14 protein-coding genes are annotated in these 13,199 nt (G+C 64.8%); 10 read left to right on the forward strand and 4 right to left on the reverse strand.

Annotated elements, in window-relative coordinates:
• Position 1 precedes the first annotated feature (1 nt).
• The 6 genes from pdxA (at position 2) to NFH98_RS03820 (ending at position 4,696) form a co-directional block, all read left to right on the forward strand.
• Positions 2 to 1,051 carry a 4-hydroxythreonine-4-phosphate dehydrogenase PdxA gene (gene pdxA / locus NFH98_RS03795; protein WP_349622240.1) on the forward strand — a complete coding sequence of 350 codons (1,050 nt, stop codon included), beginning with the start codon at positions 2 to 4 and terminating at the stop codon, positions 1,049 to 1,051.
• Positions 1,052 to 1,092: 41 nt separating this feature from the next.
• On the forward strand, positions 1,093 to 1,905 hold the full coding sequence (gene rsmA / locus NFH98_RS03800; RefSeq protein WP_108448069.1) for a 16S rRNA (adenine(1518)-N(6)/adenine(1519)-N(6))-dimethyltransferase RsmA: 813 nt from the start codon (positions 1,093 to 1,095) through the stop codon (positions 1,903 to 1,905).
• Positions 1,902 to 2,282 carry a Co2+/Mg2+ efflux facilitator ApaG/CorD gene (gene apaG / locus NFH98_RS03805; RefSeq protein ID WP_045991851.1) on the forward strand — a complete coding sequence of 127 codons (381 nt, stop codon included), beginning with the start codon at positions 1,902 to 1,904 and terminating at the stop codon, positions 2,280 to 2,282. The genes rsmA and apaG overlap by 4 nt, the downstream gene beginning before the upstream one ends.
• Positions 2,283 to 2,321: 39 nt before the next feature.
• Positions 2,322 to 3,134: a symmetrical bis(5'-nucleosyl)-tetraphosphatase gene (locus NFH98_RS03810; RefSeq protein ID WP_108448070.1), complete on the forward strand. Its 813-nt coding sequence runs from the start codon at positions 2,322 to 2,324 to the stop codon at positions 3,132 to 3,134.
• A 66-nt stretch (positions 3,135 to 3,200) separates the two neighbouring features.
• On the forward strand, positions 3,201 to 3,539 hold the full coding sequence (gene glpE, locus NFH98_RS03815; protein ID WP_222515613.1) for a thiosulfate sulfurtransferase GlpE: 339 nt from the start codon (positions 3,201 to 3,203) through the stop codon (positions 3,537 to 3,539).
• Positions 3,536 to 4,696 (forward strand): tRNA nucleotidyltransferase/poly(A) polymerase-related protein, encoded by a 1,161-nt coding sequence (locus NFH98_RS03820; protein ID WP_315901101.1) that lies wholly within the window; start codon positions 3,536 to 3,538, stop codon positions 4,694 to 4,696. The genes glpE and NFH98_RS03820 overlap by 4 nt, the downstream gene beginning before the upstream one ends.
• 13 nt (positions 4,697 to 4,709) lie before the next feature.
• Here NFH98_RS03820 and folK read toward each other — a convergent pair whose 3' ends face one another.
• Complete coding sequence (gene folK / locus NFH98_RS03825; protein WP_045991855.1) at positions 4,710 to 5,252, reverse strand: 2-amino-4-hydroxy-6-hydroxymethyldihydropteridine diphosphokinase; 543 nt, start codon at positions 5,250 to 5,252, stop codon at positions 4,710 to 4,712.
• On the reverse strand, positions 5,252 to 5,617 hold the full coding sequence (gene folB, locus NFH98_RS03830; protein ID WP_349622241.1) for a dihydroneopterin aldolase: 366 nt from the start codon (positions 5,615 to 5,617) through the stop codon (positions 5,252 to 5,254). The genes folK and folB overlap by 1 nt, the downstream gene beginning before the upstream one ends.
• Before the next feature lie 204 nt (positions 5,618 to 5,821).
• Between folB and NFH98_RS03835 the strand changes: the two genes are divergently transcribed.
• On the forward strand, positions 5,822 to 6,409 hold the full coding sequence (locus tag NFH98_RS03835) for a glycerol-3-phosphate acyltransferase (RefSeq protein ID WP_045991857.1): 588 nt from the start codon (positions 5,822 to 5,824) through the stop codon (positions 6,407 to 6,409).
• A gap of 79 nt (positions 6,410 to 6,488) precedes the next feature.
• Here the strand turns inward: NFH98_RS03835 and tsaD are convergent, their stop codons facing one another.
• Entirely contained in the window at positions 6,489 to 7,517 is a 1,029-nt protein-coding gene (gene tsaD, locus NFH98_RS03840; RefSeq protein ID WP_222568193.1) for a tRNA (adenosine(37)-N6)-threonylcarbamoyltransferase complex transferase subunit TsaD, read from the reverse strand.
• A gap of 389 nt (positions 7,518 to 7,906) precedes the next feature.
• Between tsaD and rpsU the strand changes: the two genes are divergently transcribed.
• The 3 genes from rpsU to rpoD all read left to right on the forward strand — a co-directional run bounded on the left by rpsU (position 7,907) and on the right by rpoD (position 12,283).
• Positions 7,907 to 8,122 (forward strand): 30S ribosomal protein S21, encoded by a 216-nt coding sequence (gene rpsU / locus NFH98_RS03845; RefSeq protein ID WP_013333229.1) that lies wholly within the window; start codon positions 7,907 to 7,909, stop codon positions 8,120 to 8,122.
• 198 nt (positions 8,123 to 8,320) lie between these two features.
• Positions 8,321 to 10,135 (forward strand): DNA primase, encoded by a 1,815-nt coding sequence (dnaG, locus tag NFH98_RS03850; RefSeq protein WP_222568192.1) that lies wholly within the window; start codon positions 8,321 to 8,323, stop codon positions 10,133 to 10,135.
• Positions 10,136 to 10,447: 312 nt separating this feature from the next.
• Positions 10,448 to 12,283 carry an RNA polymerase sigma factor RpoD gene (rpoD, locus tag NFH98_RS03855; RefSeq protein ID WP_108131339.1) on the forward strand — a complete coding sequence of 612 codons (1,836 nt, stop codon included), beginning with the start codon at positions 10,448 to 10,450 and terminating at the stop codon, positions 12,281 to 12,283.
• Between the two features lie 216 nt (positions 12,284 to 12,499).
• On the opposite strand, the gene NFH98_RS03860 is transcribed toward rpoD, so the two are convergent.
• Positions 12,500 to 13,147, reverse strand: coding sequence for a hypothetical protein (locus NFH98_RS03860; protein WP_108131340.1), 648 nt, complete (start codon positions 13,145 to 13,147; stop codon positions 12,500 to 12,502).
• Between the last annotated feature and the right edge of the window lie 52 nt (positions 13,148 to 13,199).

A 13,199-nucleotide genomic window follows, 5' to 3' on the forward strand; every position in this document is an offset into this window, starting at 1 on the left:
GATGAAGGCACCGATCGTGGTGACCACCGGCGAACCCGCCGGCATCGGTCCCGAGCTTGCCCTGATGCTGGCTGCGCGCCACGCCACCGACTGGGTCGCCATTGGCGACCCAGAGCTGTTGAGGGCTCGCGCCTTGGCGCTCGGACTGGATGTCGAGGTGGTAATAGCGGCACCGGGCGAGGCGCACCCGGGGCCGCGCCGGCAGCGTCTGGCGGTATGGCCGGTCGCGCTCAAGGAGGCCAGCGAGCCTGGCGTGCTGTCGACGGCCAACGCCGACTATGTGCTCGAGACCCTGGATATGGCGGTGGTCCAGTGCCTGGCCGGCAAGGCCTCGGCGATGGTCACGGCGCCGCTGCACAAGGGGGTGATCCGCGACGCGGGCCATCACCACTTCACCGGCCACACCGAGTACCTGCGCGATGCCTGCGGGGTCGAGGAGGTGGTCATGATGCTGGCCACCGACAGCGCCCTGCACGGGCGCGTCGTCTCGGCCGACGCCACCACTGATTCATTGCGTTCGATACCGCTGCGGGTGGCCCTGGCGACCACCCACCTGCCGCTGCGCGAGGTGGCCGACGCGCTGTCTCGAGAGGGTCTCGAGCGAGTGCTGCGTATTCTGGCCCGGGACCTGACAGACTTCTTTGGCGTTGTCTCTCCGCGGATCGCCGTGTGCGGTCTGAACCCCCACGCCGGCGAGGATGGGCATCTCGGGCGCGAAGAGATCGAGATCATCACCCCGGTGCTCGAACGGCTACGTGAAGAAGGACTGGCCCTTGACGGGCCGCTGCCGGCGGATACCCTGTTCACCCCGCGTCATCTCGACGGCGTCGACGCGGTGCTGGCGATGTATCATGACCAGGGTCTGCCGGTGCTCAAGTACTCGGGATTCGGCCAGGCCGCCAACATCACATTAGGGCTGCCGCTGGCACGGACCTCGGTGGACCACGGCACCGCCCTGGACCTGGCCGGGCATGGCACTGCCAGTCCCGATAGCCTGGCGGTGGCGATTGCCGTCGCCGAGGATATGGGCAGCCGGGTGGCCGAGCGCTGAAGGTCCGTCACCCCAACCCTCGTTTTGCAAAGGATTCAAGCATGTCATCCCGCCCCACGGCGCACCGGGCCCGCAAGCGCTTCGGTCAGAACTTCTTGCGTGATCCCGGCGTCATCTCGCGCATCGTGCGTTCCATCGGGGCGCGCCCCGGCGACCGTATGGTCGAGATCGGCCCAGGCCAGGGGGCGCTGACCGAACCACTGCTCGATGCCACCGACGGTGATCTCGAGGTCATCGAGCTGGACCGGGACCTGATTCCGGGGCTGCGGGTGCAATTCTTCAATCACCCGAACTTCGTCATCCACGAAGGCGACGCCCTCAAGATGGACTTCGTTGCGCTACGCGGCGAGGGCCAGCCACTCAGGGTCGTCGGCAACCTTCCCTACAACATCTCGACCCCGCTGATCTCGCACCTGCTCAAGGCTGGCGACGCCATCCAGGACATGCACTTCATGCTGCAGAAGGAGGTGGTGGATCGTCTTGCGGCGCCACCGGGCGGAGGTGATCGTGGGCGGCTGTCGGTGCTGGCGCAGTACTTCTGCGACGTCGATTCGCTGTTCGTGGTACCGCCGGAGGCCTTCGTGCCGCGTCCCAAGGTGGACTCGGCCATCGTCAGGCTGACCCCGCGTGAGCGACCCCAGGGGCGGGCCAAGGACGAGACGTTGCTGTTCGACGTGGTGCGCGAGGCCTTCGGTCAGCGGCGCAAGACGCTGCGCAACAATCTCAAGGGACGCATCGACGGTGACGCCCTCGAGGCCCTCGGTATCGATCCGAGCCGGCGGCCCCAGACGCTGGAGGTGGAAGAGTTCGTGTCCATCGCCAACGCCTTGAGTGCAGAGGAGAATCCGTCATGAGCGAGATGCCCGACGTAAGGGTCGATGTGGAGCCCGCCTATCGTGAAGATGAATCTTCGCCGATGGAGAACCGCTTCGTGTTCAGCTACACGGTGACGGTGCACAATCATTCGCCGGGGAATATTCAGTTGATGGCGCGTTTCTGGAAGATCACCCAGACCAGCGGGCAGGTCCAGGAGGTTCGTGGCAAGGGGGTGGTCGGCAAGCAGCCGATGATAGGCCCCGGTCAGACCTTTCAGTACACCAGTCGTGCCATTCTCGACGGGCCGGTAGGGTTCATGGAAGGGGCCTACACCTGCGTGGACACCGCCAGCCAGCGTCCCTTCGAGGTGCCGATCACGGTGTTTCGCCTGGCCACACCCAACCAGATTCACTGATCTGGCGAATCGAACGCCCTTCAAGAGCCCCGAGATCCTATGAAACGCTACGCTATCGGTGACCTTCAAGGCTGTCACGAGGAATTCATCGCCCTGCTCGAGGCGCTCGACTTCGATCCACGTCGGGATCAGTTGTGGCTGGCCGGAGATCTGGTCAACCGCGGGCCGGGGTCGCTGGCCTGCCTGCGCGAAGTGATGGCGCTGGGGGAGGCGGCCAGGGTGGTGCTAGGCAACCACGACCTGCATTTGCTGGCGGTGGCGCGAGGTGGCGCCGCGACCAAGCGCAAGGACACCATCGACGATATTCTAGAGGCCGAGGATCGCGAGACCCTGCTCGACTGGCTCCAGGCCAGGCCGCTGCTGGTGCGCGATGGCAATACCCTGATGACCCACGCCGGCCTGCCGCCCCAGTGGGGGCTGGATCAGGCCGAGTCGCTGGCCGGTGAGGTCGAGTGGATGCTGACCGGCGAGCGTGCCGGCGATTTTCTCACGCGCATGTACGGCAATCGTCCGCGCCGCTTCAAGCCGCACCAGGAAGGGGTCGACCGCCTGCGGGCCATCGTCAACACCCTGACCCGTATGCGCTTCATCGACGCCGAGGGGCGCCTGGATTTCGACGCCAAGGAAGGCCTGGACAGTGCGCCGGATGGCTTCGCTCCCTGGTTTCAGTACCCTCGCCAGGATGATCCCTGGCTGCTGTTCGGCCACTGGGCCGCGCTCAACGGCGAGGCCAGCGGCAGTCGGGTTCGCGCCGAGGCGCTGGATACCGGCTGCGTCTGGGGCGGCAGCCTGACCGCGCTGGACCTGGACAGCGGCGAGCGCATCAGCGTGCCCAGTCGGCAGTTTGCGTAACGCCGCAGGCCACTCGCCGAGACCCACTTCCCCGTGCCCGACCCTTCCCTTTATCAAGGAGTCCATATGACGTCCGCCGCCTTCGAACATCTGGATATCGAGCGCCTGAGCCAGTGGCTCGATGAGCAAGGCGAGCTGTGTCTCGTCGATATTCGCGATCCCGGCAGCTACGCCCAGGGCCACATTCCCGGCAGCCGCCATCTGGACAACCACAGCGTAGGGCCGTTGGTCGAACAGACGCCGAAGGATAGACCCCTGGTAGTGGTGTGCTATCACGGCCATTCCAGCCAGCAGGCGGCAAGCTGGCTCAGCGCCCAGGGCTTCGAGCGCGTCTACAGCCTCGATGGTGGCTTTACCGAGTGGCAGCATCGCCTGCCCGAACGGGTGAGCCGGATGGCGTCATGACCCAGGAACGCGAGCAGCGTCAGGGCGACGAGCCTTGTGCGGGGCTGGAGGTCTATCGGGTGGGTGGCGCGGTACGCGACGCGCTGCTTGGCTGGCCGGTGAAGGACACCGACTGGGTGGTGGTCGGTGCCACCCCCGAGGCCATGCGCCAGCGTGGTTTTCGCCCGGTGGGGCGCGACTTTCCGGTATTTCTGCACCCCGAGACCCACGAAGAGTACGCCCTGGCGCGGACCGAGCGAAAGTCTGGTCACGGCTATACCGGCTTTGTGGTGCACGCCAGCCCCGAGGTGACCCTGGAGGAAGACCTGGCCCGCCGCGATCTGACCATCAACGCCATGGCCGAGTCACTCGACGGCGCGCTGGTGGATCCCTTCGATGGCCGTCGAGACCTCGATGATCGACTGCTGCGCCACGTCAGCCCGGCTTTCGTCGAGGATCCCTTGAGGGTGCTGCGTACCGCCCGCTTTCTGGCCCGTTATGCAGGTCTTGGTTTTCGCATCGCCGAACCGACCCAGGCGCTGATGCGCCAACTGGCCGACAGCGGTGAGCTCGACCATCTGGTGGCCGAGCGGGTCTGGGTGGAGACCGAGAAAGCGCTCGGCGAGCCCGAGCCGCGGCATTACTTCGATGCCCTGGCCGCCTGCGGTGCACTTAAGCGGCTGATGCCGGCGCTGAGCGAGGCGGGCGGTGATGCCCTGGAGCGTGCGCTTGTTCGGATGACGAGATTGCCCGAGGCGTTGTCCGGTTCGCCCTGTTGGCGCTGGGGGCGACTGGTGGAGGCACTGAGTGCGCCCGCACGCAAGGCCCTGGAGGAGCGCCTCAAGCTACCCAACGACTATCGTGACGCCGGGCATCAGTTAGCGTCGACCCGACAGCTGGCGTCGTCGCTTGCTCAGGACGGTGATCGCTCGGCGCCGTTGATCGCCATGGACTGGCTCGATGGCATCGACGCCTGGCGCCGCGGTGAGCGGGTGTCGCCGCTGCTGGCGGTGCTGGCACTTAGGCGTCCCGGGGACGCCGAACGGTTGGCGCTGGGCTATCGTACGGCGCTGGCGCTCTCGCCCAGAGACCTGCTCGATGAGGGCTTCAAGGGTGCGGCGCTGGGTCAGGAGCTACGACACAGGCGGCTTGCCGTCCTGGAAGACGCCTGGCGCTAGCGGGCTTGCGGGGCTACTGCTCGAGAGTCCCCTCGAGTGCTGCGCGTGAAGGCAGCGCCCGATCCCCCCAGTGGAACTCGATGGGCCACAACGGCTGGTCGTCCGCGTCGAAGGCCTGCCAGATCTCCTGATAGCAGCGCCCGTCGAGGGGGTGGCGGTGCTCCGGCAGCAGCTCGGCCATGGGCCAGAGCACGAAGGCGTGGTGCAGGATTTCGCCTCGCGGCAGGCTGACGCCGTCGATGTCGCCTACCTGCTCGCCGACGGTGAGGATGTCCACGTCGAGGGTGCGAGGGCTGAACTTGGGGCTGTCCTTGCGTCGACCATTGGCGGCCTCGAGACGTTTGCACCAGGCCTGCAGTTCGCCAACGGACCAGTCGCTGTAGAGGGCGACCACCAGGTTGTAGAAGTTGCGACCGTCTTCGAAGCCGACCGGCTTGCTTTCGTAGACCCGCGAGATGGCAAGCTCGCCAAAGGTCTCCGACAGGGCGTCCAGGCAGACGCGAATATGCTGGTCGCGCTCGATATTGCTGCCAAGACTCAGGGTTACCAGCGCCATCAGTGGCCCCCGGGGCGCTGACCGCGCTCGATGCTGACGCCTACGGCGCGGGCGTTGGCCACCGCCCCGGGCTTGCGCAGGGTCATCTTCAGCCAGGGCACGCCGAACTCCTCCTGAAATAGTTCCGCCAGCCGCTCGGCGAAGGTTTCCACCAACTCGAAGCTGTGTTCTTCGGCGAAGACCCCGATGCGACGGCTGATGGCGTCATAGTCGAGGGTCTGGCTCAGGTCATCGTCTTGCGCTGCAGCGCGGATGTCGGTGGCCAGCACCAGGTCCAGCGTCAGGCGCTGGGTGATGCTGCGCTCCCAGTCATAGACGCCGATGACGGTATCCAGTTCAAGGCCTTCGATCAGTACCTGATCCATCGGTGATCCCCGGTGATTGTCCTCCCGGCCGCTAAGCAAGAACCGGGAAAAGCAGGTGTGACAAGGCGCCCGATTGTACTTGAGCCGCCCCCCGGGAAACAGGCCGCGGGTGACTCGCGAGTGCTCGTACTGGCAAACTACGACGGAATGCCCTTGAGTGTGGCATCTTTCGCCAGCACCGGTTGCGTCGGGTCAGGAGTTGCCATGGGTTCATCGTTGGAAGTGATACTGCCCTTGACCGCTCTTGCCTACCTGAGCGGCACCTGGCTGGGCGCCATCAGCGTCTGCCGCTGGGCCGGGCGCCCGGATCCGCGGCTCAGCGGCTCCTGCAATCCCGGCTTCTCCAATGTGCTTCGCCAGCACGGCGTGCCGCTGGCGCTGGCGACGCTGGCGATCGACGCCCTGAAAAGCTGGCCGGTGCTGCTGCTCGGCCTGTGGCTCGAACTGCCGCCCTGGGGGCTAGGCCTGGTGGGGCTCGGTGTGCTGCTGGGCCACTGCTACCCGGCGTGGTATCGCTTCCGTGGTGGCAAGGCGGTGGCCAGCGCCTTCGGCGTGATGCTGTTGTTGACCCCTGGGGTAGCCCTGGTCAGCGCCGTGATCTGGGCGCTGCTTGCCTGGTGGGCGCACACCGCGGCGGTGGCCTCACTGACCAGCGCCACCCTGGCCCCGCTGCTGAGCCTGTGGCTGGCGCCGGACTTTGTCTGGGTAGTGCTGGTATTCGCCGGTCTTGTGGTGGCCCGCCACGCCATCAATATCGGCCGGTTGCGCCAGGGCAAGGAGCCCCACCTGTAAAGCGACCGGCTCGATGGGGCAGGCAGGGCTCCTGGGCGTATAGAGAGCGCAATCATGGCCCTTTCTTCTTGCTAGTCGACTACGGCGCGCTGAGTTGATCCATCGGCCAGCGCGGCACCGCCTTCATCTGACCCACGGTATCGCGTTCTCCCGCCAGCAGGCGCTGAGCACCGGCATAAGCGATCATGGCCCCGTTGTCGGTGCAGAAGCGGCCGCGAGGGTAGTAGGCGCGAGCCCCCTGTTTTCGCGTCGCTTCTTCCAGCTTGGCGCGCAGGCGCACATTGGCACTGACACCGCCGGCCACCACCAGGCGGGTGAGCCCGGTCTGCTTGAGGGCCCGACGGCACTTGATCGCCAGGGTGTCGGCGACGGCCTCCTCGAAGGCTCTGGCGACGTCGGCGCGGGCCTGGTCGTCGAGCTGGCCAGCCTGTTCTAAGTGACGAATGGCGGTCAGGGTGTGGGTCTTGAGCCCCGAAAAGCTGAAGTCGAGACCCGGGCGATCGGTCATCGGCCGGGGGAAGCGGAAGCGGCCCGGGTCGCCGCCCTCGGCCAGGGCGGCTACCCGCGGGCCGCCGGGATAATCGAGGTCCAGCATCTTGGCAGCCTTGTCGAAGGCTTCACCGGCGGCATCGTCCACCGATTCGCCCAGCAGTTGATAGCACCCGATGCCGTCAACCTGGACCAGCTGGGTGTGGCCGCCCGAGACCAGCAATGCCACGAAGGGAAAGGCCGGAGGCTCGTCCTCGAGCATGGGAGCGAGCAGGTGTCCTTCCATATGGTGAACGCCGAGCACCGGAATGCCGAGTGCGCGGGCCATGCCGTGGGCGGTGCTGGCGCCGACCATCAGCGCGCCGACCAGCCCGGGGCCTGCCGTGTAGGCGATGGCGTCCAGCTGGGTGCGTTCGAGCTGTGCTCCAGAGAGCACCTGGTCGATCAACGGCAGCAGGCGCCGGGTATGGTCGCGAGAGGCGAGTTCCGGCACCACACCGCCGTAGTCCGCGTGCATCGCCACCTGGCTATGCAACGCATCGGCCAGCAAGCCGCGGTCGGTGTCGTAAAGGGCGACGCCGGTCTCGTCGCAGGAGGTTTCGATGCCTAGTACGCGCATGGATCGGGCTCGGGAAACGGTGAAAGGGGGGAGTATTCTACGCCGATTTGGCTTCCGCTGCATAAGCGACGGGCTCCCTTTCGGCGGCCGCGGCGCGCCTTGTGGCAGGCAAGCAGCGCTGGCGGCGGGTACAGATTGAAGGGTGAGTGAGACGAAAGCATTTGCAAGAAAGCGGGATGGTCACTAAAATACTGTCCGCTGCAAGACTGGGTCGTGCATCCAGGGCTCGCTTCCCCCGTCTCTGTTCCGTTTCAGGTCATGCCCGCAGGGTTCCTGCGCTGAGCTGTTGTCAGCTCAAGGGTTGGCCGGACAAGGAGTGGTGCGGGGTATTGGCCTTGAAGGTGTGCGTACAAACCGAACTCAAGTTACCCAAGGTAGGTGAGTGCTTAATGCCTTCTGTCAAAGTACGTGATAACGAGCCGTTTGACGTCGCTCTGCGTCGCTTCAAGCGTTCCTGTGAAAAAGCCGGCGTTCTGTCCGAGGTTCGTCGTCGTGAGCAGTACGAGAAGCCGACTGCCGAGCGCAAGCGCAAGGCTGCTGCCGCTGTCAAGCGTCACGCCAAGAAGCTCCAGCGCGAGCGCAAGCGTTTCGAACGGCTCTATTGATCCGTACTTGAGTCGAGCGCGGTCCGCCGCCCTCGGTTCAGGAGGACGCCAAGCGGCCGCCATTGAGGTGGCCGCTTGTTTTTCTGACGTTTGTCGCCGACTCCCGCTTCGCTTCTCTTGCTCCTGCTAGTGCATTGTCTAGCGCGTTTCAGTCTAGACTAGCGCGCTTAAGTCGAGAGAGCTCCTGTCGAGCAGAATATGGCCGGTCAGATTCCCCAGCGTTTCATCGATGATCTCCTTGCCCGCGTCGACGTGGTCGAAGTGGTGGGAGAGCGCGTCAAGCTGAAAAAGGCCGGGCGCAACCATTCCGGTCTGTGCCCCTTCCACCAGGAAAAGAGCCCGTCTTTCACGGTCAGTGCGGACAAGCAGTTCTATCACTGCTTCGGCTGCGGCGCCCACGGCAACGCCCTGCGCTTTCTGATGGAGTACGACAAGCTGCGGTTTCCCGAAGCGGTGGAGCAGCTGGCCTCGCGGATGGGAATGGAAGTGCCGAGGGAAGGGGCGGACGACCCTCGCGCCCAGGCCCGCGAGAAGAAGCGCAAGGAAGGCGTCAACCTGCTGGAAATGTCGGCCAGCTATTTTCGCGAGCGGCTCAAGATGCCAGAAGGCAAGGCGGCGCGCGAATACCTCGAGGGTCGAGGGCTGTCCGATGAGGTGCGCGAGACCTTCGGCATCGGCTACGCGCCGGCCCAGTGGGAGGCGCTGAAGCGACACCTGGGCAGCCAGGGCGTCGATGAGTCGGTGCAGATCGAGTACGGCCTGCTGGTGCATCACGAGGACAGTGGCCGCAGCTACGACCGCTTCCGCGATCGGGTCGTCTTTCCGATCCGCGACATTCGCGGCAGGACGCTTGGCTTCGGCGGCCGAGTGATGGGCGACGCCAAGCCCAAGTACCTGAACTCTCCAGAGACGCCGGTGTTCCACAAGGGGCGCGAGCTCTACGGCCTCTATGAGGCACGTCAGGCCAATCATCGCCTGGAACGCCTGCTGATCGTCGAGGGCTACATGGACGTGGTGGCGCTGGCCCAGTTCGGCATCCGCAACGCGGTGGCGACGCTTGGCACCGCCACCACCGCCGATCACCTGCGTCGGCTGTTCCGTCTGGTCAGCGAGGTGGTGTTCTGCTTCGACGGCGACAAGGCGGGACGTCAGGCGGCGGCGCGGGCGCTGGAAACGGTACTGCCGGAGATGATCGATGGTCGCCAGGCACGCTTCCTGTTCCTGCCGGAGGGAGAGGATCCCGACTCCCTGGTGCGCAAGGAGGGAACCGAGGCCTTCGAGGATCGGGTGACGTGCGCAAGCCCTCTGTCGGAGTTTCTGTTCGAGCACGCCGCCCAGGGGCGCGATCTGGCCCAGCTTGAGTCGCGAGAGCGCTACGCCAGTCAGGTGCTGGCAGCGATCGAGAAGCTGCCGCAGGGGGTGCTCAAGTCGCTGATGCTGACCGAGCTCTCGCGTCGCACCGGGGTCGAGCAGTCGCGCTTCGAGGCGCTGCTGGCGCCGGCGCCCGAAGACAACGACGTCGCGCCGGTCGATGAGTTGTTCGAACCCGTCGTCGAGGACGGCGAGCCGGCGCCGCGACCGCGCCGTTCCGGGGGCGCCCTTGGCCTGATGGCGCGAACCCTGCAATTGCTGGTTCACGAGCCCAGGCTGGTGGAGCGCTTGCCCGAATCGCTGGACTGGTGCGGGGGGCAGGACGAGGACGCCCGGCTATGCCGGGAGGTCATTACCTTGCTGCGCGCTGGCGGCTACTCAAGCGCTCAGGTGCTGCTGATGCACTTTCACGGCAGCGAGGACGGTGAGCGGCTGGCGGCGCTGGCGCGACGGGAGTTGTTGATCCCGGTGGCGGCCAGGGCGGCGGAGCTCGATGGTCTGGTGAGCTATTTTCAGAGAGCCAGTCAGACCCCGTCCCGGCAGGAAGAGATCGACGCCTTGCTGAGGCGGCAACAGTCCGGCGAGCGGTTGTCGAGTGAAGAACGCGGGCGCTTGATGGAGTTGCTGGCGGCGGGGCGCTAGGTCGCTTGCGGCAGGGCGCGAGCGCTGTCACGACGGCAGGTTCGGCTACCACCAATGGTAAGAACCTGTGAGCGATCGACGACAAATATGAGGTATGGATGCGGGTAGGGTTGAATTTTGTCCTACCATCACCATCTAAGGGATACGGCGCTGACAAGTGGCGCAACCAGATAAACTAACACACCTGAGACATCGCGCAAACACTCCAGACTGGCAGAAGTGGCCCCAAAACCGCTATACTGTCCGGCTTACCGAGTTTCTCCACCTTAGCGCTTCAGGTGCTTCATTCTTCTTCGTCGAGATAGGGTTTCTATGGCTGGAAATGCGCAGCAGCAGTCACGTCTGAAGGAGTTGATCGCGCGCGGCAAGGAACAGGGCTTCCTGACCTATGCCGAGGTCAACGACCACCTTCCCGAAGATATCGCCGACCCCGACCAGGTGGAAGATATCATCGGCATGATCAATGACATGGGTATTAACGTCGTCGAGGAAGCTCCCGACGAAGATACCCTGATGATGTCGGATCACTCAACCGATGAATCCGCGGCTGAAGAGGCAGTGGCGGCCCTGGCCGCGGTGGAAAGCGATGTCGGTCGCACCACGGACCCGGTGCGCATGTACATGCGCGAGATGGGCACCGTCGAGCTGTTGACTCGTGAAGGCGAGATCGAGATCGCCAAGCGCATCGAAGAAGGCACCCGTGAAGTCATGTCGGCGCTGGCCTATGTGCCGGGTGCCGTCGAGTCGATCCTCGATGCCTACGATGCCACCCAGGACGAGGAAGCGCCGGGACGTCTCTCTGACCTGTTTTCCGGCTTCATCGACCCCGACGAAGGCATCCCCGGCGTGGCCGAGGCCGAAGTGCCCGAGGTGGACGAGCAGGCTGCCAGCGACGACGACGAAGACGGCGAGGAAGAAGAGGACGACTCCGGTGGTGGCCCGGATCCGGAAGAGGCCCGTGCGCGTTTCGGGCAGATTCGCGAGCAGAGTCAGGCCGCCAACGCCGCCATCGAGACCCACGGTCGTCAGTCCCGTGAGGCTCAGGAAGAGCTGGCACGTCTGGCCGAGCTGTTCTCTCCGATCAAGCTGGTGCCCAAGCACTTCGAACGTCTGGTCGGACAGGTCCGCATCAGCGTCGAGCAGGTGCGTGCCCAGGAAAAGACGGTGATGCAGCTCCTGGTGAAGCAGGCCAAGGTGCCGCGCAAGGCCTTTATCAAGGCCTTCCCGAGCAACGAGTCCCGGCTCGACTGGCTCGACGACTTCATGGCCGACAACGCCCGCTACGCCGATCGTCTCGCGCCGCTCAAGGCTGACGTACAGCGTGCCCAGCGCAAGATCGCCTTCGAGGAGGAGATGATCCAGCTGCCGGTGAGCGAGGTGAAGGAGGTCAATCGTCGCCTGTCCATCGGTGAGGCCAAGGCTCGCCGTGCCAAGAAGGAGATGGTCGAGGCCAACCTGCGTCTGGTCATCTCCATCGCCAAGAAGTACACCAATCGCGGCCTGCAGTTCCTCGACCTGATCCAGGAAGGCAACATCGGCCTGATGAAGGCGGTGGACAAGTTCGAATATCGTCGCGGCTACAAGTTCTCGACCTACGCCACCTGGTGGATTCGTCAGGCGATCACGCGTTCCATCGCCGACCAGGCGCGCACCATCCGTATTCCGGTGCACATGATCGAGACCATCAACAAGCTCAACCGCGTTTCGCGGCAGATGCTGCAGGAGATGGGGCGCGAGCCGACGCCTGAAGAACTGGGCGAACGTCTCGAGATGCCGGAAGACAAGGTGCGCAAGGTGCTCAAGATCGCCAAGGAGCCGATCTCCATGGAGACGCCGATCGGTGACGACGACGATTCGCACCTGGGTGACTTCATCGAAGACTCCACCATGGTGCTGCCGATCGACTCGGCCACCGGCGAGGGCCTCGTCGAAGCCACGCGCAACGTGCTCGGTGGCCTGACCGCCCGCGAAGCCAAGGTGCTGCGGATGCGCTTCGGTATCGACATGAACACCGACCACACCCTCGAGGAGGTCGGCAAGCAGTTTGACGTGACCCGCGAGCGTATCCGTCAGATCGAGGCCAAGGCGCTGCGCAAGTTGCGCCATCCGACCCGCTCCGAACCGCTGCGCTCCTTCCTCGACGAGTAACGCCTGTCTCGACCGAGCAGGGCTTGCGTCGACAGCGAAGCAGTAGGGTGAGCTCAGGACGCCCGTGGCGAAAGCCACGGGCGTTTTTTCATGTCATCGAATCAGGGTGAAGCGCTGCCGCACGCGAGCGTTTCCGGCGAGCGAAGGCTGAAAACGACAACGCCCGCGGTGATGGCCGCGGGCGTTGTCGTGTCACGACGCTGTGGTGGTCACGAGCTATTGGCTTCTGGCCTGACGCCGGCGGATCCACAGCACCAGTTCGACCATGGCGAACATCAGCAGGGTATAGCCGAACAGTTCCGTGACCTCTTCGGCGGCGTCCTTGAATACCCTGACGTAGCGTTCGGCGAGCAGGGCCTCCCACATCTCGCTGCGGCCGTAGAGCCGCGAGAAGGCAAAGGTGCAGAGGAAGCCTGCTGCAAACAGGCCGAAGGCGAAGCTTTCGACGAACTCCTCGAACTCGCGTACGAAGGCGTGACGCTGGCGAAGCACGCAATAGAGAATGGGCAGCAGCAGCAGGGTCACCAGGGTCTGCCAGGCGCCGTCGAAGACGTAGGCGTCGAGAAAGGCGTCCTGCTCGCGAATCAGGGCGGCGCCGAGCAGGCCGAACATCAATAGCGTCACCCGTGGCAGGCCGCCCAGCACCTGGCGGGCGTAGATCAGCAACAGGCAGCTGATCAGCAGCCACAGCGTCTGCATGCTCTCGGTAAAACCGACTTCGCTGAAGCGAATCTTTTCGGGCAGGCCGGTCTCCCACAGCACGCCCTGCATCATCGCGCCGATGATCAGGATATAGAGCAAGGCTCTGGCGCAGGTCGCGCGAAAGCTGATGGTAGGCGTGATGGAAGGGGGGGTATTGAGCATCCCTCTCAATCTCCAGAAAAGGGGTGTATCTGGAAGTGATTATACCCGTCGA

Origin of the sequence: Halomonas sp. H33-56, from assembly GCF_040147035.1 — a bacterium.
GTDB lineage: Bacteria > Pseudomonadota > Gammaproteobacteria > Pseudomonadales > Halomonadaceae > Halomonas > Halomonas litopenaei.